Consider the following 20,890-nt stretch of genomic DNA (forward strand, 5'->3'; position numbering starts at 1 on the left):
AGGACGATTATACCGCCACTGTTTTCATCGAAAGATGGGCACATAACGAAGATCGGGAGCGACGGGCGCTCCACTTTTCTGGATGTCAACATTGCCTTATATCGTCCTATTTTTTGACTGTGCCGCAGCTTGCATTTGCAGATTGTGATCATATACCGATAAACTCAAATTTTTCAAATTCTTGATAGGATCAAGCCTCATTGATTTGCTTGAGAACTGCACGCTCTACGTGATCCAAGCTCCCGGACTGATGGGGGTGAGGACGCGTAACCTTTTCTGGTTGACCGAGGAGCATAGGGAGCGGCAACAGCCGTTCGTCCCGATGATCTGCGCCCAGATGACACGGCTTTCCTCATTCGTCTGCTCCTTCGCGGTTGAGCAGATCAAGGCTGGATTGCGGAACACGTTCTCACAAGCCTTCTGACAGGGCATGATGGATGTTCCAGAACGATAGAGAAATGCAGAGCATCGTGATGAAAGATGTCGCGGGATTGTGGGATTCTTCGCGGTGCCCGATACGGTTAAACTTGCGGAAGAACTTGGACACTTACGGAAGAAGGTAGGAAAGAAATGAACGGTTTGGCGATGTTCTTGGGCATGTCCCTAAGATTCGGGGGCGTCGGTGGGCTGCTTTCCGGCATTCTTGCACGTTCTTTTCACCGGGCAATGATGTGGGCCGTCGGCTTTGGAGTTTTGGATACGGTTCTTTTAACCATGGCTTCGGCGACTTCGCGCTTTGCACCGGAATTGATTCTGATTGCAGTTTTTTGGGGTCTTGTCGATTGGTTCCTCGTCGGTCGCTTTTTGCAAGACGCCGGGCTTTCAAGGCTGCGGCAATCGAAACAACCGCGAAATAAACAAAGCTACGTCTCTTCATAGCAAACGGGGCAGTGGTTCCTCATTGGCCCTTCGGCGGCCCGAACCACATAACAGGTCGCAAAGCCCCGCAGCGGGTCGGACTCGCGGCCTATGAACGTCAATCAGCCTTGGTTTTTTTGCGCCTTTTGCCCTTTTTAAGCGCCTCAAAGCCGACAATCACATCCAGCAATTCCGTGGTGATGTCATCTTGGCGCACCGCGCGCATTTGCCCGGTCAACCCCTCCAGACGGTCGTCGATCGACTGTTCCGCCTGCTGCATCAGCGACATCCGTGCGGCGTTTTCGGTGACCAGCGCTTCGGCGGCGGCGCGAAACATGCTGGCGAACAGATGTTCACGGATCAGCGCCATCAACATATCCTCGGCCGCCATTGTAAAGGACGGTAGCGTGCGCGAGACCCAAGGCGTGGCGGACAGAACGCGCAAAAGCTCAGAGTCGAGCGGCAAAAGCGACTTGATGTCTGGCACCTGCCCCGCCCCGCCGTCTCGGGTAAAATAGGCCAGAGACACAGAGATGTCGCCCGGATGGGCCGCATGGCGGATGTCGTCAAGGCGCTGGGTCAAGAGATTGGACAACCGTCCGATCCCGTCCACCGAGGCGGGCGGAAACAGCGTCTCTTTCGGGGTCATGCCCTGATCGGTCAGCGCATCTTCCATCTGCGCGCCAACGCAAAGCAGAGTGAGCGGCCCCTCCGGCCAATCTTGCACGGCTTGGGCGACATGGGCAGCCAGCGCCTCGTTGTAATTGCCGCATAATCCGTGATCTGAACCAAAGACAATCAGCACCCGCCGCACAACCGGCGTGTCCCTCGCATCCAATGGATAGTGATGCAAAAACGCCTGAAATCCGGTCAGAACCGTGTCATGATAGGCCTCGATGGCGCGGGCAGCATGATCATAAGGCGCGGCGTTGATGACCGAAAGGGTTTTCATCGTATGCACGATGCCGCGAATGCTGTTCATGCTCTCGGTGCGCCGGGTCAGGCGTTCAAGCGACTGGGTCATCCTGAGCGTCCCTTGCCTGTCCCCTTGCCTGTGCCTTTGTCTGGCCCGCCGCCCGCCTGCCGCATGTGCCGACCCAGCTCGACCATCCGGGCGCGATCCGCTTCACTGATCGGCGCGTTCTCGGCAATGCGTTGGGCCAGATCGCCCAGATCGGCGCGGGCACGGGCGCGCAGCCGCAACACCACCGCCATCGTCTCCGCCTCGCTCAGCCCGTCAAACTGCCCCTCCATCGCAGCGACCAAAACCGTGAGCTGTTCGACCGCCGACATCGGATCACGCTCCGCCTGTCGCAAGGCGCCGCGCACCGCTGCCCCACGGGTCAACCGCGCCCGTGTCGCCTCATCAAGCCGTGTGCCGAAGCGGGCAAATTCTTCCAACTCCTCAAATTGCGACAGCATCACCCGCAAGTTGCCCGCCACGGACCTGAACGCTTGGCTTTGCGCCTTGCCGCCAACGCGCGATACCGAGACGCCCAAGTCCACCGCCGGAAATTGATTTTTGCGCACCAATCTGGGTGACAGGTAAATCTGGCCATCGGTGATGGAAATCAGGTTGGTGGGAATATAGGCGGACAGGTTTTCGGCTTGGGTTTCGACCACGGGCAGCACGGTGATCGAGCCGCCGCCCGCGTCATCGGTGAATTGTCCGCCACGCTCCAACAGCCGGGCGTGGATGTAGAAAATATCGCCCGGAAAGGCCTCGCGCCCCGGCGGGCGGCGCAGCAACAGCGAGAGTTCGCGATAGGAGCGCGCGTGGTGGGTCAGATCGTCCATCACCACCAAAACATCCCGGCCCTGAGCGGCAAAAAACTCGGCCATGCTCATCGCCGCATAGGGCGCGACATAGGCCAGCCCGGCGGCGTCTTCGTCGCCTGCCGACATCACAATCGTGCGCGCCAACATACCGCCTTTGCTGAGCGCGCCGATGACTTTGGCCACCGCATCGCCACGCTGACCGATGGCGCAGTAAATGCAAATCAGATCGGTGTCTTTTTGGTTGAGGATCGCATCCACCGCCAAAGAGGTCTTGCCGGTTTGCCGATCCCCGATGATCAACTCACGCTGGCCCAACCCCACGGGCACGGCGGCGTCAATCGTTTTGATCCCCGTGGCCAAGGGTCGTTTGATCGCCTGTCTGTTGAGGATTTTCGGCGCTTCTGCTTCGACCGGGTGCTGGGCCTGGGCCTTGATCGGCCCTTTACCATCAAGCGGCGCGCCAAGCGCATTGACCACCCGGCCCAACAGCGCAAACCCCACCGCCGTGCTGACCACCCGGTGCGAGCGCAGCACCGTGTCGCCCACGGCAATCCGGTCAGATGGACCCAGCAACACCACCCCCAAACGGTCCGGTTCAAGGTCCAACACGATGCCCTGCACCCCACCCTCAAACAGCAACACCTCATCCGAGAGCGCGCGCTCCAGCCCGGTGACGATCACAATGCCATCGGCGATCTCCGCGACCTTGCCGATCTCGCTGAGATGCGGCTTGGGGGCTTTCAGGGTCAACAATGTGTTGACAAGTCGGCCTGGGTCAAGATCAGGGACAGTCACATCGCTCTCATGCTTCATTGGATTGCGCCTTGAGGTCGCCCCCTGCGGACAGGTGATCCTGAATCACCGCGTCCAACCCGTCCAAATAGCTGTCCACGGTCCAGGCCACCTGTGCCCCCCCCATGCGCAGGACAAGCCCCGGCGCCTGGTCCGGGTCAGTGCGAAACGCCGGTGTCACACCAGGAAAAGCGGCCTGAAGCTCCGCACTCAGGGCCGTTTGCGCCGCCTCTGGCAGGGTCGCATGACTGGTGAAAACCGCCTCCGTCGCGGGTCCAGAGGCCTGTTTGATGTCAGAGACCATCGGTTTGATTTGGCCTATCAGGTGATGGGCCATGCGCCCTTCCAATGTGTCATCTGCCAAATCCATCAGTGCCTTACGGGTCAAAGACAACAAAGCCCCTGCCCCTGCACGGTGCAATTTGATGCTGTATTTCTGCCCCTCTTCCGTCAAATGCGTCTGCCAGCTTTTGCGCTCTTGGTCGATGCGGGCGTGGGCCTCGGCCAACAGCGTGTCGCGTTCAATTTCGGCCTCTTGGCGCAGGCGCTCAGAGACATCGGATTGTGCCGACTGCAGCTCCGCAATCTGGGTGCGATAGGAGGCCTCCGTCGTTTTGGCGGCGGCTTCGGCCTCAGCGGCCTGTTGCATCCGGGCCTTGATCTCGGCCTCACGCGCGTCGATGCCGTCCAAAATCGGCCGATATAAAAACCGTTTCAAAAGCCAGATCAGCACCAGAAAATTGGCGATCTGGGCCGCAACCGTGATCCAGTCGATCGACATGATTTACCCGCCCACACCCGGTGCAACCGTCTGCGCCGCCGCAACGGCGGCGTTCCAGAACGGGTTGGCAAAGAGCAGGATCATCGCCACGACGAAACAATAAATCGCCGTGGATTCAATCATCGCAAGGCTGACGAACAGGGTGCGCGACAGGGTTGAGGCGGCGTCAGGTTGTTGGGCAATGGCGCTAAGCGCGGTGGAGGCCGCCCGCCCTTCGCCAAGCGCCGGACCAATGGCGCCAAACGACACGGTGATGCCCGCTGTAAAGATCGAGATGGCGGCAATGAGACCGAGATCAGTCATGATGTTTCCTTTTCAGTCTGGGGAGGATGTGCGGATTCGGATGAAGAGGCTCTTGAAGAGTCTGTGGCGCTTGAGATGTAAACCGTCGCCAGAATGGCAAAAATATAGGCTTGGATCATGCCGGTCAGCAGGCCCAGCACATCCATGATCACCGGAAAGAAAAATGGAGCAACCCCGAGCAGAATCGTGGCGATCACCGCCCCGCTCATGATGTTGCCATAGAGGCGCACGGCCAAAGAGACGCCGCGCGAAAATTCGGAGATGATATTGAAAGGCAGCATGATGAACGAGGGTTGGAGATAGGTCTTGAGATAGCCCCCAAGGCCCCGGCTGGTGATGCCAAACAGCGGCACGGCAATCAGGACGGAGAGCGCAAGCGCTGTGGTGGTGGACAGCGACGCGGTGGGCGGTTCAAACCCCGGAATGACCAGCAGCAAGTTGGAGACGGCGACGAATAAAAACAACGTCCCGGCATAGTAGAGCAACGGGCGATCCGAGCGTCCGGCGATCTCTTTGATCTGGCCTTCGATGCCCTGAACGATCACCTCCAACATGGTGCGCCAGCGATTTGGCGGCACATCTGGGCGCAGATTTCGGGTGACCAAAATAGAGCCCAACGTCAGCACCAACATAACGATCCAGGTGAAAAACACCGTGGCATTCAGCGAGATGCCCCATAGGTCGAACAAGATGGTTTGGTCGGGGGACAGGGTCATGATGTGGCTCCTGATCCAGGGGTAAACAGGTCCAAACGGATGGCGAGAAACCGCAAGATGACAAAGGCCAAGGCAAAGCCGGCAAAGGCCCAAACCCCGGCCAAGGTCACCACGACCCAGCCCGCGCCGAGCAAAAGCACCATGCGCAAAACCGCGCTCAGGATCAGGACAGGAACCGGGCGCGTGGCTTTCAAAGCGCGCCGCATGCCATAGGCAAGGCCGGCAAAAAACACCGCACTCATCACCGCGCCACTGGCAAGCCCGATCAGCAAAGCCATCCAATCCACGCTCACCGCGTCTATCGAAATCATCGCTCGCCTCTTTCTTTGCTGATCCATGCCCCGGCGATGAACGCCCCAAGCACCACACCGCCCAAAATCAAAGCGATGGTCCATGAAAACGTCTGTGGCGCGACCCGATCCAGCCACATCCCCAAAAACGCCCCGCCCACCGTGGGCACAGCAACCGACCAGCCGACCATGCCAAAGGTGCTGATGCCACGCAACGGGCTTGGGGGGGGATGATCGCGGGTCGATTTCATCCGCTGGGCATGACGTGCGATGTCACGGGCAGACTGGTCTGATCGGTCCGATTTGGGATCTGGGGGGTTGCTCATAACGATGGCTTTCGCAAATCGGCAAAGCGGCGCACCATATTGGCCTCAAGCCGCGACAGGGCGGCGCGCGCGATGCGTTCGTCTTCGTCCATCTGGATGAAACTGTCTTGCACCCGGTCTTGCAGACTGACAAGATCATCCCCCGCCACACCGCGCCGGGTGGAGACACTGACATGATGGCCCTTTTTCACCAAAAGCCCCTCATCAAGGCCAAAAATCACCTCGCTGCCATCCGTCAGAACCAGCGTCAGAACCGAAGGCACCAGCGCCGTGACCATATCCATATGGTTCGGCAAAATCCCAAAGCCGCCGTTCTGCGCCACCGCCATCAACCGCGTCGCTTGCCCTTTAAACAACGTTTTGGTCGGCAGGCGCAGGGTGACGCTCATCTCAGAGGCAAGGCTCATGTCGCCCCCTTCAGGTCCTGCAACCCGCCGATCATGTAATAGGCGCTCTCAGGCAAATCGAATTGGCTCTGGCCCAAAATATGCTCACAGCCGTCGAGCGTGTCCGAAATCGGCACCGATCTGCCCGTCGTGCCCATGAAAGAGCCGGTGGTGAAAAACGGCTGGGTCAAAAACCGCTCCAATCGACGGGCGCGGGCCACGGTGGCCCGATCCGCCGAGGACAGTTCTTCGAGGCCCAGCATGGCGATGATGTCACGCAATTCTTCATAGTCGGCCAAGGTCCGGCGCACCGCGCGGGCGATGTCATAATGGCGTTGGCCAACCACCGAGGGCGTCAACATCACCGAGGCCGACGCGAGCGGATCGACCGCCGGATACAGCCCTTCGCTGGCGCGTTTGCGCGACAACACGACCGAGGCCGAGAGGTGCGAAAAGATATGCGCCGCCGCCGGGTCGGTGAAATCATCGGCCGGGACATAGACCGCCTGAATCGAGGTGATCGCACCTTTGTTGGTCGAGGTGATCCGCTCTTCCAGCGCCGCCAATTCGGTCGCCAAAGTCGGCTGATAGCCGACCCGCGAGGGCATCCGCCCCATCAGCCCCGAGACCTCGGACCCGGCCTGAACAAAGCGGAAAATATTGTCGATCAACAGCAGCACATCCTGACCTTTGTCGTCGCGGAAATATTCCGCCATGGTCAGGGCGGTGTTGCCGATCAAAAACCGCACGCCGGGGGCCTCGTTCATCTGGCCAAACAGCATCACGGTCTTGTCGCGCACCCCGGCCTCGCCCATGTCGCGGTACAATTCCTCGGCCTCGCGCGACCGTTCGCCAATGCCGCAAAACAGGCTGACGCCCTTGTGATGTTGGACGGTGTTGTTGATCAGCTCAGTGATCAACACGGTCTTGCCCACCCCCGCGCCACCAAACAGCCCGGTTTTGCCGCCGCGCTCAATCGGCGACAAAAGATCAATCGCCTTGATCCCGGTCTCAAGCGTCTCGGACTGCAACACCCGGTCGCTGAGGTTCGGCGGGGCTTGGTGGATGGAGCGCAGAGCGGCACCTTTGGGCGCGGGACGTCCGTCAATTGGCGCACCGAACACATCGAGCATCCGCCCCAAGACCTCATCGCCCACCGGCACCGTAATCGGCCCGCCGGTGTTGCGCACCGCCATGCCCAGACCAAGCCCGCGCACGGGGGCCAAGGCCATGGCCCGCACCAAACCGTCGCCAATTAAGGCCGCAACCTCAAGCGCCACATCGCCGGCATAGAGCAGATCATGGATACGGGGCACATCCCCGTCAAAGGCGACATCGACAACGCCGCCGCGAATGGCGGCGATATGACCGTCGCGGGACGCCGCAGCATCCACGCCCGGCTGATCACTTTGATGTTTAACCTCTTTCGGCGTGGCAGTCATAACATGTTTGACCCTTTTTCAGATCCAAAACCCAGCGCGCACAGCACGCCCGACCGGTGAGTCCTCTCCAATCAGTGTAGCCTGATAGAAAACCACAGCAATGACATTGACCCAGGTCAGCATAGGGTGACGGATGAGAACACAAACATGTGAGGGCGACACCAAAGACCGGGCGCTGTCTGGCAGACATCAGGGGCTTTGTCAGGGCGCATGCCCTTGATAGAACAACATGATAGAACAAAGCGACAAAACAGCGAACAGGCGGAACACCATGGCACAGAGCCTTGTCATCATGGGGGTAAGCGGTTGTGGCAAATCCACGCTCGGGCAGGCCATGGCGACGCAGCTTGAGTGGCGCTTTGTCGAGGGCGACGATCTTCACCCGCCCGAAAACCGTGCCGCGATGGCGGCGGGGCGGCCCTTGGATGACACAATGCGCGCGCCGTGGCTGGACCGGATCGCGGCGGAGTTGTCGCAAGACGCGGGTGTCGTGGTCTCCTGCTCCGCGCTCAAACGCGCCTATCGGGATCGGCTGCGCGGCGTGCCGGGCGTGGTTTTTATCCACCTCGCCCTGCCCTACGATGTCGCCAAATCCCGCGTCAGCGCCCGCGCGGATCACTTCATGCCCGCCACCTTGATCGACAGCCAATTCGCCACGTTGGAGCCGCCCGCCAACGAACCCGATGTGATCGAGGTCGACGCGACGGCAAGTTTTGACACGGTGCTGAACACAGCTCTTGCGAGCCTTGCAAGAATGGGCCGCTCAGCGCCTTAACCCTCGGCGAGGGCATGGATTACGTTGCATGGGCTGGCGACTGAATGTCATTGGCACTGGCGTTGGCACTGGCTTGTCTGGACTGGCGCTGAAGTGCAGGCCGATCAAGGTTATGGCTGACTTTGGCGCCGCGCGCGCCGGATCAGAGACTACCGCCTGACCTCAGAGCTGAGCCGCGACCGTACAGCCGCCTTGCGGCAGCATCATATCCGGCTGCGGCAGGTTCAACAACGCCTCAAGACCGGCATTGTCTGCAATCAGATCTTGCAAGGTCATGCTGTCCAACACGCCGTAAAACGCTTCTAACGCCGCCGTGAGCGCCACGCGCAACCGACAGACGGCACTGAGCGGACAGGTATTGTCATCGCCCGCGAAACATTCGGCAAAGGGTACGCCCGCTTCGAAATGACGAAACACATCGCCGATGGTGATGCTGTCGGGGCTGCGCGCCAAAGCGATGCCGCCCGACCGCCCGCGCGTGGTGTCGATATAGCCCTCATTGGCCAAAAGATGCACCACCTGCGCCAAATGGTTCTCGGATGCATTCGCCGCTTTGGCGATCTCCGCACGGCGCACCATATGGCCGGTGTTCACGGCACAGGCCATCAACACACGCATGGCAAGATTGGTTCGGATTGTCAGCCGCATGGCGGGGGGCTCCCTGTGAGATTTCTGACAGCTTATAAAGCGGTGCTTTGTGCCACGTTGATCTACATCAGAAAGGTATATTTCAAATAGAGAAATAACCGCTTTCGAACCGACTTTCGGCCTCGGACCCGTTGATTGCGGTCAAAATAAGCCGATTTTCGCGGATCGTCAGCGATTTTACGCCATCAAACCCCTCCGGGCGCGGCAGAACGGCGATGGCATGGCGCAGGGTATGGCGGGTCTCTGGAGCAAGGACGAGCGCGGTGGGCACGCCTTCGCGGGCAATCGCATTGTCACCAAGCGCCGCTTTGTGGCCCTCCGCCCCGGCCGTACAGCCATCTTCAATGCCCAAAACCCCGTCATGGCGCCCGTCCCACGGCGCATAGTCGCGCCCGCCATTGGAAATCCACAGCATCGTCACCGGCATCACCGCGCTGTCTTTGAGCACCACGACAATGTCATTTTGTGCCGCACGGGTCACGGCGGTCCAACCGATCCCGACCTCAGCTTCCACCAAAGTGACGAAATCCTCATGCCCGCTGCCGCGCGGATACTGGGTCAGGTCCACCATGCCGCCCCCTGCGGCGGGAAAGCGCGTCAGATCGGTGCTGCGCCCCGGATAGGCCAAGAGATGCGCCGGTTCCAAAGGGGCCTCTGGCGTCAGAGCGGCACGTTTGGGCGAAGTGGCAATGGCATCGCCGGGAGAGACGCGGATCATCGGGTGATGAGCAAAGGTCAGCCCGCCCGGTGCGGTTGCCTCATGCGGGCCGCCTTCGATCACATGGGTTTGATAGAGCACGGGGTGGTCTTCGCAGAGCCGGATGTCTTTCGTCACCCGCGCGCCCATGATGTCGTGATCCAACATCAGTTTCATCCCCGCACATCCCGCGCCTTGATAGCGGCTGATCAGATGCCAGCGCGAATTGGCGCTCCAGCCATGCGGTGGGCCGGGCACAAGATCGGAGGTGCCAAAGGGAGCCGCCAGAAAATCCCCCGCCAGATGGGCGTCGATCACACTGTCGGCGGCCTGCGCCGAGGGCGTACCGACCCAATGGGCGGTGTGCAAGATGTCATGACCGCCCAGAGAAAAGCGGCGAATATTGCCGACCTCAGGATCAAAGGCCAGGTCCGCAGGCCCGGCTTGAATCCTCAGCCAGCGCTCCAAGATCAGCCCCTAAATCCAGTGGCCACAACGAATTTTTCCGAACTGTCCGAACGCGACGCGGGCGGTTTGACATGCACGACCTTTTCAAACTTCTGTTTGAGCAGCTTTTGCAAATCGCCCTCCGCGCCGCCCGCCAGCACCTTGGCCACGAACGTGCCCCCCGGCTCCAAGACGTCAAAGGCAAAATAAGCCGCCGCTTCACAGAGCGCCATGATGCGTAGGTGGTCGGTCTGTTTGTGACCCGACGAGGCCGCCGCCATGTCCGACATCACCACATCGGCATTGCCGCCCAGCCAGTCTTTGACCTTTTGATCGGCATCGTCTTCCATGAAATCGAGCTGATGAATTTCGGTGCCCGCGATCGGATCGACCTGTTGCAAATCGACGCCCAGAATAGTTCCGATTTTCTTGCCGGATTTTTCGCCCAAAGCATTGACCCGCTTGACCGCCACCTGACACCACCCGCCCGGCGCACAGCCCAGATCAACCACCCGCGCGCCGGGCACAAGAAAGCGGAATTTGTCGTCGAGTTCCAAAATCTTAAACGCCGCCCGCCCGCGGTAGCCCTCATCATGGGCCCGCTTGACATAGGGGTCGTTCAGTTGGCGCTCAAGCCAAAGCGTCGACGAGAGTTTCCGCCCCCGCGCCGATTTCACTTTCACCCGCAGTTCGCGCGCACCGCGTCCTGAGCTTTTCTTTTCGGTCATGTGTTTTGGGTCCTTTGATCAAGGGCCTTATAGCAGGGGGATGGGGATGGGGGAAAGGGGGGTGTTACCCCCTCACTCAAACGCCTTCAGCCGCTTCATCAGGCTCGAGGTGTCCCACCGTCCGCCGCCCATCTTCTGCACGTCTTTGTAGAACTGATCGACTAGCGCGGTGACCGGCAGCGACGCGCCGACTTCATCCGCCGTGGCAAGGCAGATTGCCAAGTCTTTGCGCATCCAATCGACGGCAAAACCGTGGTTGTATTCGTCCGCCAGCATGGTTTTGTGGCGGTTGATCATTTGCCATGACCCGGCGGCCCCGCCTGAGATCACTTCGACCAAGGCCTCACCGTCCAGCCCGGATTTTTCCGCCAGATGCAGCGCTTCGGACAGGCCTTGCATCAGGCCCGCGATACAGATTTGATTGCACATCTTGGCGGTCTGGCCCATGCCGACCGCGCCCAAGAGTTTCACAATCTTGCCGTAAGCGGCCATCACCGGCTCCGCCGCCGCGAAATCCGCCTCAGTCCCGCCACACATCACCGAGAGCACGCCGTTTTCCGCGCCCGCTTGACCGCCCGACACCGGGGCGTCGACATAACCGATGCCAAAGGCGGCGGCGGCTTCGGCCAGTTCGCGGGTGACCTTGGCGGAGACCGTGGTGTGATCGACAAAAATCGCGCCTTTTTTCATCCCCGCAAAGGCCCCATCCGGGCCAAGGCAGACCGAGCGCAGATCATCATCATTACCGACACAGCTCATGACGAAATCACACCCCTCAGACGCCTCACGCGGGGTGGCGGCATATCCGCCCTGATGCGCCTCGGCCCAGGCCTGTGCCTTGGCGCTGGTGCGGTTATAGACGGTGACCTCATGGTCCTTGGCGGCCAAATGCCCGGCCATCGGGTATCCCATGACGCCCAAACCCAAAAATCCGACTTTCGCCATGGCTTTCCCCTTTGCGATCTATGTGCTTTAACGCGAGGCCAGAAGCCTAGCCCATCGGGGCGGCGCGTCAACACCCATATCCGCACAGCGGCCCCTCGGGTCCGACCCAACACGACTGATCCCATGCCCCTCTCCATGCCCACCATGCCCCGCATTTTTTCATTGCTGCTCAAACTCGTGTCCGCGCTTGTGATCATCACGGTCCTGGGCATTTGGTTGACCTATTGGTTGGCCTCGCGTTCCCTGCCCGATTATAATGCGGATCATACGGTGGCGGGGATTTCCGCCCCGGTCGAGATCGCCCGAGACAATGCCAATGTGCCGCATATTTTTGGCGCCACGGATGCCGATGTCTATTATGGCCTCGGCTTTGCGCATGCTCAGGATCGGTTGTTTCAGATGATGTTGCTCAGGCGCACGGCGCAGGGCAAGCTCTCTGAGGTTTATGGCCAGCGCACCTTTGCCACCGACGAATTGATGCGCCGTCTTGGGCTTTATGCCGCGGCGGAGGCCTCGGTGGCGGCGCAAACGCCCGAAACCACGGCGGCGCTCGAAGCCTATGCGCGCGGCGTGAATGCCTGGATCGAAGAGGTCAACAAAGGCTCGTTGGGGCGCGGTGCGCCAGAGTTCTTTTTGTTCCCGACAGAGATTGCCTATTGGCGGCCTGCTGATTCCATCGCCATTCTCAAACTCGTCGCGGTGCAGCTCTCCGATCAAATCCCCAACGAGGTTTTACGCGCGCGCACCTCTTTGTTGATCTCGCCCGAACGGCTGGCCGATCTGATGCCCGATGCGCCGGGTCAGGGCACCGCAGTTTTGCCCAAATATGCCGCGCTTTTCCCCGATGTCGCGCCGTTCACCGCCAACTCCGGCATCGACTATGCGCTCGCGCCCTTCCCCAAAGCCGGGCTTGCGGGCGCGTCCAATGTTTGGGCCGCCTCCCCCCGGCGCTCCGCCTCGGGTGCGACGCTTTTGGCCAATGATCCGCATCTGGGGTTTTCCGCTCCGGGGGCGTGGTATTTGGCGCGGCTGGAACTGGGCACGGGCGGCGTGATTGGCGCGACTGTACCAGGGGTTCCGGGTGTTGTGTCGGGGCGCGGCGAGGATTTTGGCTGGGGCATCACCGCCGCCTATCTGGATGACGCCGATCTTTATGTGGAAAAGCTCAACCCGGACAAAGCGGACGAAGTTCTGACCCCGGCTGGGTTCAAACCGCTGCGCACACGGGCCTCGATCCTTCAGATCAAAGATGCGGCCCCGGTGACCTTGACGCTGCAATGGTCCGAAAACGGGCCGATCTTGCCAAAAAGCGCCTTTGACGTCGGCACGATCACGCCGCCGGGTCATGTCATGTCGGTGGCCTGGACCGCGCTGGTGTCCGATGATCGCTCGATGTCGGCGGTGGTGGCGCTGAACCACGCCCATACGATGACCTCCGCTTTGGTGGCCGGGCGCGATTTTGCCGCCCCCGCGCTCAATCTGGCGCTCAGTGACCCGGATCGGGTGGCGATGAAAGTCATAGGGCGCGCGCCTTTGCGGGACGCCGCGCATCAATCCAGGGGCCGCATTCCCTCTCCGGGCTGGATCGCAACCAACCGTTGGCAGGGCTGGCGCAGCTATGACGATCTGCCAGAGTTCGACGCGGGGCCGGATGAGATCATCGGCAACACCAACAACAAAACCGTCGATGCGCCCTTCCCCGATCACCTGTCTTATCACTGGGGGGACAGTCAACGCATTCAGCGGTGGCAACGGCTGATGCAATCGCGTGAGGTCCACACCCGCGAGAGCTTTATCGAGGTGCAAAACGATGTGGTGTCGCCCTCTGCGCGGGCTTTGTTACCGCTCGTTGGTGCCGATCTTTGGTTCACCGGCGAGGCCGCCCCTGAGGGCACGGTTGAGCGTCAACGCCAACGTGCGCTTGCCCTTTTGGCGGAATGGAACGGCGAGATGAACGAACATCTGCCCGAACCTTTGATCTATTACGCCTGGATGCGGGCGCTGCAAGATCGCCTGATCCGCGACGAAATCGGCCCCTTGTCGCATGAGTTCACCCATGTCGAGCCGCTGTTTATCGAACGGGTCTACCGCAACATCGGCGGGGCCTCCGTGTGGTGTGACGTATTGCAATCCGCCCCGGTCGAGACCTGTACCGACATTGCCCGGCTTGCCTTGGACGATGCACTTTTATGGATTGGCGAGCAATATTCGACCAATCTCGAAAGCCTGCGCTGGGGGGATGCGCATATAGCCCAGCACAACCACCCGGTTTTGGGCAATGTCCCGTTCCTCAAATGGGTGGTGAACATCCGGCAATCGACTTCGGGCGGCGACAATACCTTGATGCGCGGCGTGACCTCTGGCGAGGCTGACGATCCCTTTGCCAATGTCCATGGCGCGGCCTATCGCGGCGTCTATGACTTTGCCGATCCCGACAGTTCGGTGTTCATCACCGCCACCGGGCAATCGGGCCATCCGCTGTCGCGCCATTACGATGATCTGGGCGAGCTGTGGCGGCGCGGTGAATATGTGCCGATGAGTTTGGACCCGGATCTGGCGCGCGCGGCAGGTGTGGGCGTGACGCATTTGACCCCGGCGGATGCGCAAGATCAATGAGAGCTGCAAAGAGGATCAGCCCGACACCTGGGCTGATCCTGTGGCGTAGTCCGCATTTATTTCTCAACCGGAAATATTTTTAACCAACACCTTGCCAGAGGCGCCGCGCTGCCGCATCCTTGCCGAAACACACGCGCACAAAGGATCATCATATGGCTTGGGTCTATCTGACCATCGCTGGGCTGCTCGAAGTGGCCTGGGCCTTCACCATGAAACAATCCGACGGCTTCACCCGCCCGTTGGACACCGCGCTGACGGCCGTCTTTGCGCTCAGTTCCTTTGCCCTTTTGGCCATGGCGATGCGCAGCCTGCCTTTGGGAACGGCCTATATGATCTGGACCGGGATCGGCGCAGTCGGGGCGTTTATTGTGGGCATTGTGGTGCTGGGCGAGGCCGCCACCCTGCCGCGTTTGATCGCGGCGGGCTTGATTTTGGCCGGGATTGTGACCATGAAACTCTCACATTGAGCCGCGCAGCCCGCGGTGATTTCATCCGGTGAGTGGCAATGGACGAGTTTGAAAAGATGCAGGCCGGGGAGTGGTATTGTTGCCTTGATCCGGCGCTGGATACGCGGCGTTTGCGGGTCTTTGACGCGGTCCACGCCCATAACGCCACGCGTCCCAGCGCGCGCGGCAACATCGCGCCTGAGCTGCGCGCGGTTTTAGGCACAGCCCCGGACACGGCCCGGATCGAAGGCCAGTTTCGTTGCGTCTATGGCGTCAACATCCATCTGGGCGATGCGGCGTTTTTGAACGTCGGATGCGTGATTTTGGACAGTGGCCGAGTGGAGATTGGCGCGCGGTCGATGTTGGGTCCGCATGTGCAAATCTACTGTGCCGATCATCACCGCGACCCAAAGCTGCGGAGTGAATTGATCGAACGCGCCCTGCCCGTCCGCATTGGACAAGATGTCTGGATCGGTGGCGGCGCGATCATTTTGCCCGGCGTGACGATTGGCGATGGCGCGATTGTCGGCGCGGGCAGCGTGGTGACCAAAGATGTGGCCCCCGGCGTGACCGTGGTCGGCAATCCGGCGCGGGTGGTGACGCCGTCCAGAGAAAGCTGACTTAAAGCGTTTCGGGATTAACTTGAATAACGAGTTTGTCCCGAAACGCCCGCATCCTAAGTTAGGCTCCGCGCGTTTCGGATTTAAGTCGTATCTCACCTTAAATCCGAAACGCTTTAGGTCAGGCGTCCATCTTGCCCGGCTTGACCTTGCCCGCAAAGACGATGAACGCCGCACCATTTTTCAGCGCCTTCTCAGCCGCAGCCTTTTGATCGGGGTCTTTCAGCAAGGCGGGGTTGGCGGAGACGGCTTTGCAATTTTTGACATGCACTTTGTCCCAACCTTGCGCACGCAGGTTGAACACGGCGTGTTCCAAAGCGACGCCATGCGCCGGGGCGACAACAAAGCCGATGATCGGTCTGCGCAGGCCGGGGCGTTTGGCGATCTTCGGTCCTGCCGTCGCTTCCAGCAACAGCATATAGAGTTTTGCCGTCCGTTTTTCCGCCATCTTACATCTCCCGAAATTGCTTTTCTTGCCGCGGGGTCCAGAGCACCGTCATCTGATACCCCTCCTCGGTCGCCGTTTCCTGTTCCACCACACCCTCGGCGAACAACCAAGCGCGTTGTTTGCCCTGTGCATAGGGCAACAGGAGGTCGCGACTGATTTTTTCCTCTTCGAAATATTTCGAAATGGCGGCCAAAAGATCGGCCACGCCTTCGCCGGTCACTGCGGAAATGGCGAATTTATCATCCTCAGATTGCGCGCGCTCAAGCCGGGCCTGACGCGCCTCATCATCCAACAAATCAATTTTGTTCCAGACCTCAAACATCGGCGCATCTTCTTTGATGCCCAGATCAGAGAGGATTTTACGCACATCCGCCGCTTGTTCGTCGCTTTTCTCATGGGAAATATCGCGCACATGCAAAATCAGATCGGCGTCCAGCACCTCCTCCAACGTCGCGCGGAAGGCGGCGACAAGTTGGGTCGGCAGGCTGGAGATAAAACCCACCGTATCCGAGAGAATGATCTCGCGGTCGGTGCCACCCTGCGGCGCTTCCAAGACCACGGAGCGCATGGTCGGATCGAGCGTGGCGAACAACATGTCTTTGACGAACACATCGGCACCGGTCACCTTGTTGAAAAACGTCGATTTCCCGGCGTTGGTGTAGCCCACCAGCGCCACGATTGGGAACGGCACCTTGGCGCGCGCGGCGCGGTGCAATTCGCGGGTTTTGACGACTTTCTCAAGCTGGCGTTTGAGCCGCAACAGGTGGTCGTCAATGGCGCGACGGTCGGCCTCGATCTGGGTCTCGCCGGGACCGCCGACAAAGCCCAAACCACCGCGTTGCCGCTCAAGGTGGGTCCAGGCCCGCACCAGGCGGGTGCGTTGATAGGTGAGGGCTGCCATTTCGACCTGCAACACCCCCTCGCGGGTGCGGGCGCGATCGGAAAAAATCTCTAAAATAAGCCCCGTGCGGTCGAGAAGTTTGACCTTCCACTCTTTCTCAAGATTGCGCTGTTGCACCGGGCTGACACGCCCGTCGATCAACACCAAATCGACCTCGGCCGCGTTCAACCGCTCTTTGAGTTCGGCGATTTTGCCCGAGCCAAACAGTTGCCCCGGCTGCATTTTCGGCAGGCGCACGATCTCTGAGCCAACCACCTCAAGTTCGGGCAAAGCATCGGCCAAGGCCACGGCCTCTTCAAGCCCCGCGACCGGATCGCGGCGGTTGCGATCTGATGTAATATCCGGGTGGATGACCCATGCGCGGGTCTTCAACACCTCATGTTCGTGCAGTTCGGACAATCGTATTCCTTAGGGTTGCGGGTGATCTCAGGCGATTTTCGCCGCTGATTTCACCCAATCTCTACTCTGCCGCAGGTAGCGATTTGCACGCCAATTTACAAGGGCACGCAAAAAGGCACAGAGCCAAACGACCCGTGCCAAAGCCGAGATGTCATCGGCTCATTGCGCCTTCACAAGACAGGACAGGGGCGAGACGCAGGGCCGCACCCCCGTGCCGCTTACTCTTCGCCGTCGTAGAGATTGATCGGTTGCGCCGGCATTATGGTCGAGATCGCATGTTTATACACAAGCTGGCTTTGACCATCGCGACGCAGAAGGACGCAGAAATTGTCAAACCATGTGATCACGCCCTGAAGCTTGACGCCGTTGATCAAAAAAATCGTTACGGGAACTTTGGTTTTGCGGACATGATTGAGAAATGCGTCCTGGAGATTCTGTTTGTCACCGGCCATGATACTTTGCCTTTATTCTTGCGCTTATGATGCGAGCTGTCCCTCGGGCGACAGCACTTGGCGACACGTTCGCAGGAGTTCTTAAGGAATGTCAAGATAACGGCATGATTTTTGGCCAGATGCCGGGAAAGGCGGCACAATTTTGCGTCACTGCGGCCACTAACGCCGCCAGAATTCCGGGTTCAACAGGGCAATAATCGCCAACATCTCAAGCCGTCCCAAAACCATGGTTCCGGCCAGGATCACCTTTTGCGGGTCTGACAATGAGGCGTAGCTCATCGAGGCTTCGCCTGCGACCTTGATCAAAGGTCCGGTGGTGGTCAGCGCCGAAATGGTAAACACCGCCGCCTCTTCGAATTCCACGCCAAACAGCGCCAGCAACATCATCACGAAGGCGATGGTAAAGGCGAAAACCATGAAATAGACCCATGCGACATAGGCACCTTCGCGGCGGATGCGCCGCGCATTGGCCCCCGCGCCGCCGACCGAATGCGGCGAGATCAGTTTTTCGATCTCGCGTTCGCCGTGGCGCACCAAAGCGTAAAGCCGGATCAGCTTCACCCCGCCCGCCGTGGTCGCCACGCCGCCGCCAAAGATCGCCAACCCCATCAACAACACGCCCGGCGCTTGCAAGCCGGACCACAGCCGTGCCTCGGCCCAGCCCGAGCTTTCGAATCCTGCGGTTGAGAGAAAGGACAGCACCATGAACAAGCTGCCCCAGAGCGAGGACAGAGCGCGCCAGAACGTCCAATCGCCGGACACCTCCAAAACGCTGACCCAATGGCGCAGAAACAGGAAAATCGGCACGGTGATCATCAGGGCCAGTGCGATTTTCATTTCCGGGTCGCGCCACAGCGGCGGCGCATCGGGGCGCGGATGATCGGCGGTGAAGGTTTTGCGCGACAGCGCCAAAAACAAGAAGGCAAAGACCAAAAGCTCGCCCATAAACCCGGCGCCGCCACTCTCCAACCCGCCCACGGGCGAGATACCAGAGGTGGCCATGACCGACATCGCATGGCAGAGCGCGACATAGGCCGAGGAGCCGACCATCGAGAGTGCGAACCACAGCGCCAAGGTCAGGCCCAGATAGATCGGGAACAATTTGGCGGTGAAGCGCGCCAGGCGTTCGGGGGCGGCGGCGATGCGGGTGATTTGTGAGGCGCGGGTCTCGCTTTGGCCCGGTTCGCGCGAAGAAATCACCTCGAACCCGCCCAGATTCAGCGGTGCCAACACGGCCACGGCCGTCACCCACGCAAACAAACCGCCCAGCCAACCGACCAACGCCGTCCACAGATGCACCGGGCGGGACAACCGCGTCGGATCGTCAAACAGCGTCGCTCCCGTGGTGGTCAGCGCCGAGACCATTTCGAAATACGAGTTGAAATAAGTGGTGGTTTTGGTCGCCTCGTCAAAGGGCACGGCGAGGATCAGCGGCAGCAGCGTATAGGTCGCCAAAAGCGTCAAAAGTTGATTGCGCCCCTCACGGTCACGGTCGCCCGCGCTGTCGCGGTCTTCGGTGCGCTCGGGACGAAACCGGGCAATGGCAATGAACATCGCCAGCGAGGAAAACAACACCGCCGCATAGACGAAAGCCCGGGCATCGTCCCATTCGCGCAGACCAATGGCATAGGCCGCAGGGATCATCATCGCCGTCCCCGAGACCAGCATCAGCTGGACAAAAAATGGCATGCGCGCAAAGCGGTTCATTAGAAAAAGTCGATCGACACTTGCAACAGGCGTTCGACCTCAGGCACGTCGGCGGCGAGCGAGAAGATGGTGATCACATCGCCCTCATCAACGCGGGTGTCGCCCGTGGGTTTGACGTATTTATCGCCTTTGACAATCGCCCCGATCAAGACGCCTTCGGGGAAGGCTATGTCTTTGATGCGCTTGCCGGAAATTGGTGAGGTGGAAAGCACTTGCGCCTCGATCACCTCGGCCTCGCCATCACCGACCGAATAGACATTGCGCACCCGACCATGACGGATGTGGCGCAGGATCGACGAGACGGTGGTGGCGCGCGGGTTGATATAGGCGTCGATGTCGAGCGCGGTGAGGATCGGCACCAAGGTCGGGTCATTGACCAGACAGATCGCCATCGAACAGCCCGCCTGTTTGGCCCGCACGGCGGAAAGCATATTGACCTTATCGTCGTCAGTGACGCAAAGCACGGCGTCGGTGCGGCTGATGCCCGCCTCAGAGAGCAGTTCCTGATCCAACGCATCGCCATTCAACACAATGGTGCGCTCCAAACTGTCGGCGGCGCGTTCGGCGACCTTACGGTTTTTCTCGATGATCTTGGCCCGCACCCGGTCGGTGCGTGCCTCTAAAGCCTGTGCCACAGCCAATCCGACATTGCCGCCGCCAAGGATCACGACGCGGTCTTGCTTGCCTTGCTTTTTGCCAAAGATTTCAAGGGTTCGGGTGATGTCATCCGAGTGGGTGAACACATAAATCGCATCCCCCGCATAGAGTTGATCGTTGGGTTCGGGCGCAAACAAACGCCCGTCGCGGCGCACGCCGACAACGATGGCGCGCAGGGTGGAAAACAGATCGGACAATTCGCGCAGCGAGGTGTTGAGCACTGGGCAATCTTCGACCAAGGAGATGCCCATAAGATGCACACGACCCGCCAAAAACGCTTGGGTGTCAAAGGCGGCAGGCGCAGCCAGACGGCGCAGCGCGGCCTCGGCCACCTCTTTCTCCGGGCTGATCACCACGTCAATCGGCATGTGATCGCGACGGTAAAGATCGGAATAAATCGCGGTCAGATAGCTTTGCGCCCGCAGCCGCGCGATTTTACGCGGCACGGCAAAGACCGAATGCGCCACCTGACAGGTGACCATATTGACCTCATCGGAATAGGTCGCGGCGATGATCATATCGGCATCGCGTGCGCCCGCTTTTTCCAACACATCCGGGTAGGAAGCAAAGCCTTCGATCCCCTGCACGTCCAATGTATCGGTCGCGCGCCGCACCAAGGCGGGGTTGTTGTCGACGACGGTCACGTCGTTTTTCTCGCCCGAGAGCTGTTTGGCGATTTGCCAACCCACCTGCCCCGCGCCGCAAATGATGACTTTCATCGCATCATCCCT

General features: G+C 60.0%; 23 protein-coding genes. 5 read left to right on the plus strand and 18 right to left on the minus strand.

Going from position 1 to position 20,890, the window contains the following annotated elements:
* Positions 1-570 precede the first annotated feature (570 nt).
* Positions 571-879, plus strand: a complete 309-nt coding sequence (locus B30_RS06375) for a hypothetical protein (protein ID WP_009571218.1) — start codon at positions 571-573, stop codon at positions 877-879.
* Between the two features lie 97 nt (positions 880-976).
* Here B30_RS06375 and B30_RS06380 read toward each other — a convergent pair whose 3' ends face one another.
* The 9 genes from B30_RS06380 to atpD are packed head-to-tail and all read right to left on the minus strand — an operon-like array spanning position 977 to position 7,673.
* The gene (locus B30_RS06380) at positions 977-1,882 is read right to left on the minus strand and encodes a F0F1 ATP synthase subunit gamma (RefSeq protein ID WP_009571219.1); all 906 of its coding nucleotides are present in this window, start codon (positions 1,880-1,882) and stop codon (positions 977-979) included.
* Positions 1,879-3,450: a F0F1 ATP synthase subunit alpha gene (locus B30_RS06385; RefSeq protein ID WP_009571220.1), complete on the minus strand. Its 1,572-nt coding sequence runs from the start codon at positions 3,448-3,450 to the stop codon at positions 1,879-1,881. The genes B30_RS06380 and B30_RS06385 overlap by 4 nt, the downstream gene beginning before the upstream one ends.
* Entirely contained in the window at positions 3,440-4,210 is a 771-nt protein-coding gene (locus B30_RS06390) for a F0F1 ATP synthase subunit B family protein (RefSeq protein WP_009571221.1), read from the minus strand. The genes B30_RS06385 and B30_RS06390 overlap by 11 nt, the downstream gene beginning before the upstream one ends.
* 3 nt (positions 4,211-4,213) lie before the next feature.
* Positions 4,214-4,513, minus strand: a complete 300-nt coding sequence (locus B30_RS06395) for a F0F1 ATP synthase subunit C (protein WP_009571222.1) — start codon at positions 4,511-4,513, stop codon at positions 4,214-4,216.
* Positions 4,510-5,229: a F0F1 ATP synthase subunit A gene (locus tag B30_RS06400; protein ID WP_009571223.1), complete on the minus strand. Its 720-nt coding sequence runs from the start codon at positions 5,227-5,229 to the stop codon at positions 4,510-4,512. Before B30_RS06400 ends, B30_RS06395 begins: the two co-directional genes overlap by 4 nt.
* The gene (locus tag B30_RS06405; RefSeq protein ID WP_009571224.1) at positions 5,226-5,540 is read right to left on the minus strand and encodes an N-ATPase subunit AtpR; all 315 of its coding nucleotides are present in this window, start codon (positions 5,538-5,540) and stop codon (positions 5,226-5,228) included. The genes B30_RS06400 and B30_RS06405 overlap by 4 nt, the downstream gene beginning before the upstream one ends.
* Complete coding sequence (locus tag B30_RS06410; protein WP_009571225.1) at positions 5,537-5,845, minus strand: AtpZ/AtpI family protein; 309 nt, start codon at positions 5,843-5,845, stop codon at positions 5,537-5,539. Before B30_RS06410 ends, B30_RS06405 begins: the two co-directional genes overlap by 4 nt.
* Positions 5,842-6,252 carry an ATPase gene (locus B30_RS06415; RefSeq protein WP_009571226.1) on the minus strand — a complete coding sequence of 137 codons (411 nt, stop codon included), beginning with the start codon at positions 6,250-6,252 and terminating at the stop codon, positions 5,842-5,844. Before B30_RS06415 ends, B30_RS06410 begins: the two co-directional genes overlap by 4 nt.
* On the minus strand, positions 6,249-7,673 hold the full coding sequence (gene atpD, locus B30_RS06420) for a F0F1 ATP synthase subunit beta (RefSeq protein WP_009571227.1): 1,425 nt from the start codon (positions 7,671-7,673) through the stop codon (positions 6,249-6,251). The genes B30_RS06415 and atpD overlap by 4 nt, the downstream gene beginning before the upstream one ends.
* Positions 7,674-7,944: 271 nt before the next feature.
* Between atpD and B30_RS06425 the strand changes: the two genes are divergently transcribed.
* Entirely contained in the window at positions 7,945-8,448 is a 504-nt protein-coding gene (locus tag B30_RS06425) for a gluconokinase (RefSeq protein WP_009571228.1), read from the plus strand.
* Between the two features lie 162 nt (positions 8,449-8,610).
* On the opposite strand, the gene B30_RS06430 is transcribed toward B30_RS06425, so the two are convergent.
* From B30_RS06430 to B30_RS06445, 4 genes are all read right to left on the minus strand, one after another.
* Positions 8,611-9,096: an RrF2 family transcriptional regulator gene (locus B30_RS06430; RefSeq protein WP_009571229.1), complete on the minus strand. Its 486-nt coding sequence runs from the start codon at positions 9,094-9,096 to the stop codon at positions 8,611-8,613.
* An 82-nt stretch (positions 9,097-9,178) separates the two neighbouring features.
* Complete coding sequence (locus B30_RS06435; protein ID WP_009571230.1) at positions 9,179-10,261, minus strand: hypothetical protein; 1,083 nt, start codon at positions 10,259-10,261, stop codon at positions 9,179-9,181.
* Between the two features lie 2 nt (positions 10,262-10,263).
* A complete protein-coding gene (locus B30_RS06440) occupies positions 10,264-10,968 on the minus strand; it encodes an RlmE family RNA methyltransferase (RefSeq protein ID WP_009571231.1) in 705 nt (234 codons plus the stop codon).
* A 72-nt stretch (positions 10,969-11,040) separates the two neighbouring features.
* Positions 11,041-11,913, minus strand: a complete 873-nt coding sequence (locus tag B30_RS06445; protein WP_009571232.1) for an NAD(P)-dependent oxidoreductase — start codon at positions 11,911-11,913, stop codon at positions 11,041-11,043.
* A gap of 144 nt (positions 11,914-12,057) precedes the next feature.
* Here B30_RS06445 and B30_RS06450 point away from each other — a divergent pair, with 144 nt between their 5' ends.
* The 3 genes from B30_RS06450 to B30_RS06460 all read left to right on the plus strand — a co-directional run bounded on the left by B30_RS06450 (position 12,058) and on the right by B30_RS06460 (position 15,595).
* Positions 12,058-14,529 (plus strand): penicillin acylase family protein, encoded by a 2,472-nt coding sequence (locus tag B30_RS06450; protein WP_040402034.1) that lies wholly within the window; start codon positions 12,058-12,060, stop codon positions 14,527-14,529.
* A 152-nt stretch (positions 14,530-14,681) separates the two neighbouring features.
* Positions 14,682-14,996, plus strand: coding sequence for a DMT family transporter (locus B30_RS06455; RefSeq protein WP_009571234.1), 315 nt, complete (start codon positions 14,682-14,684; stop codon positions 14,994-14,996).
* Between the two features lie 38 nt (positions 14,997-15,034).
* Entirely contained in the window at positions 15,035-15,595 is a 561-nt protein-coding gene (locus B30_RS06460; protein WP_009571235.1) for a sugar O-acetyltransferase, read from the plus strand.
* A gap of 121 nt (positions 15,596-15,716) precedes the next feature.
* Here B30_RS06460 and B30_RS06465 read toward each other — a convergent pair whose 3' ends face one another.
* The 5 genes from B30_RS06465 to trkA form a co-directional block, all read right to left on the minus strand.
* Positions 15,717-16,043 carry a hypothetical protein gene (locus B30_RS06465; protein ID WP_009571236.1) on the minus strand — a complete coding sequence of 109 codons (327 nt, stop codon included), beginning with the start codon at positions 16,041-16,043 and terminating at the stop codon, positions 15,717-15,719.
* A gap of 1 nt (position 16,044) precedes the next feature.
* Positions 16,045-17,343 (minus strand): GTPase HflX, encoded by a 1,299-nt coding sequence (gene hflX / locus B30_RS06470; protein ID WP_009571237.1) that lies wholly within the window; start codon positions 17,341-17,343, stop codon positions 16,045-16,047.
* A gap of 218 nt (positions 17,344-17,561) precedes the next feature.
* The gene (gene hfq, locus B30_RS06475; protein WP_009571238.1) at positions 17,562-17,795 is read right to left on the minus strand and encodes an RNA chaperone Hfq; all 234 of its coding nucleotides are present in this window, start codon (positions 17,793-17,795) and stop codon (positions 17,562-17,564) included.
* 159 nt (positions 17,796-17,954) lie between these two features.
* A complete protein-coding gene (locus B30_RS06480; protein ID WP_009571239.1) occupies positions 17,955-19,502 on the minus strand; it encodes a TrkH family potassium uptake protein in 1,548 nt (515 codons plus the stop codon).
* On the minus strand, positions 19,502-20,878 hold the full coding sequence (gene trkA / locus B30_RS06485) for a Trk system potassium transporter TrkA (RefSeq protein WP_009571240.1): 1,377 nt from the start codon (positions 20,876-20,878) through the stop codon (positions 19,502-19,504). The genes B30_RS06480 and trkA overlap by 1 nt, the downstream gene beginning before the upstream one ends.
* Positions 20,879-20,890 lie beyond the last annotated feature (12 nt).

Source organism: Celeribacter baekdonensis B30 (assembly GCF_000299875.1).
Lineage (GTDB): Bacteria > Pseudomonadota > Alphaproteobacteria > Rhodobacterales > Rhodobacteraceae > Celeribacter > Celeribacter baekdonensis_A.

Coding starts and splice junctions, on each gene's coding strand:
- B30_RS06395 (WP_009571222.1), bottom strand. CDS start 4,513: ATGACTGATCTCGGTCTCATTGCCGCCATCTCGATCTTTACAGCGGGC.
- B30_RS06425 (WP_009571228.1), top strand. CDS start 7,945: ATGGCACAGAGCCTTGTCATCATGGGGGTAAGCGGTTGTGGCAAATCC.
- B30_RS06465 (WP_009571236.1), bottom strand. CDS start 16,043: ATGGCGGAAAAACGGACGGCAAAACTCTATATGCTGTTGCTGGAAGCG.
- atpD (WP_009571227.1), bottom strand. CDS start 7,673: ATGACTGCCACGCCGAAAGAGGTTAAACATCAAAGTGATCAGCCGGGC.
- B30_RS06400 (WP_009571223.1), bottom strand. CDS start 5,229: ATGACCCTGTCCCCCGACCAAACCATCTTGTTCGACCTATGGGGCATC.
- B30_RS06390 (WP_009571221.1), bottom strand. CDS start 4,210: ATGTCGATCGACTGGATCACGGTTGCGGCCCAGATCGCCAATTTTCTG.
- B30_RS06410 (WP_009571225.1), bottom strand. CDS start 5,845: ATGAGCAACCCCCCAGATCCCAAATCGGACCGATCAGACCAGTCTGCC.
- hfq (WP_009571238.1), bottom strand. CDS start 17,795: ATGGCCGGTGACAAACAGAATCTCCAGGACGCATTTCTCAATCATGTC.
- B30_RS06405 (WP_009571224.1), bottom strand. CDS start 5,540: ATGATTTCGATAGACGCGGTGAGCGTGGATTGGATGGCTTTGCTGATC.
- B30_RS06460 (WP_009571235.1), top strand. CDS start 15,035: ATGGACGAGTTTGAAAAGATGCAGGCCGGGGAGTGGTATTGTTGCCTT.
- trkA (WP_009571240.1), bottom strand. CDS start 20,878: ATGAAAGTCATCATTTGCGGCGCGGGGCAGGTGGGTTGGCAAATCGCC.
- B30_RS06430 (WP_009571229.1), bottom strand. CDS start 9,096: ATGCGGCTGACAATCCGAACCAATCTTGCCATGCGTGTGTTGATGGCC.
- B30_RS06450 (WP_040402034.1), top strand. CDS start 12,058: ATGCCCCGCATTTTTTCATTGCTGCTCAAACTCGTGTCCGCGCTTGTG.
- B30_RS06375 (WP_009571218.1), top strand. CDS start 571: ATGAACGGTTTGGCGATGTTCTTGGGCATGTCCCTAAGATTCGGGGGC.
- B30_RS06455 (WP_009571234.1), top strand. CDS start 14,682: ATGGCTTGGGTCTATCTGACCATCGCTGGGCTGCTCGAAGTGGCCTGG.
- B30_RS06415 (WP_009571226.1), bottom strand. CDS start 6,252: ATGAGCCTTGCCTCTGAGATGAGCGTCACCCTGCGCCTGCCGACCAAA.
- B30_RS06440 (WP_009571231.1), bottom strand. CDS start 10,968: ATGACCGAAAAGAAAAGCTCAGGACGCGGTGCGCGCGAACTGCGGGTG.
- B30_RS06445 (WP_009571232.1), bottom strand. CDS start 11,913: ATGGCGAAAGTCGGATTTTTGGGTTTGGGCGTCATGGGATACCCGATG.
- B30_RS06480 (WP_009571239.1), bottom strand. CDS start 19,502: ATGAACCGCTTTGCGCGCATGCCATTTTTTGTCCAGCTGATGCTGGTC.
- B30_RS06385 (WP_009571220.1), bottom strand. CDS start 3,450: ATGAAGCATGAGAGCGATGTGACTGTCCCTGATCTTGACCCAGGCCGA.
- B30_RS06380 (WP_009571219.1), bottom strand. CDS start 1,882: ATGACCCAGTCGCTTGAACGCCTGACCCGGCGCACCGAGAGCATGAAC.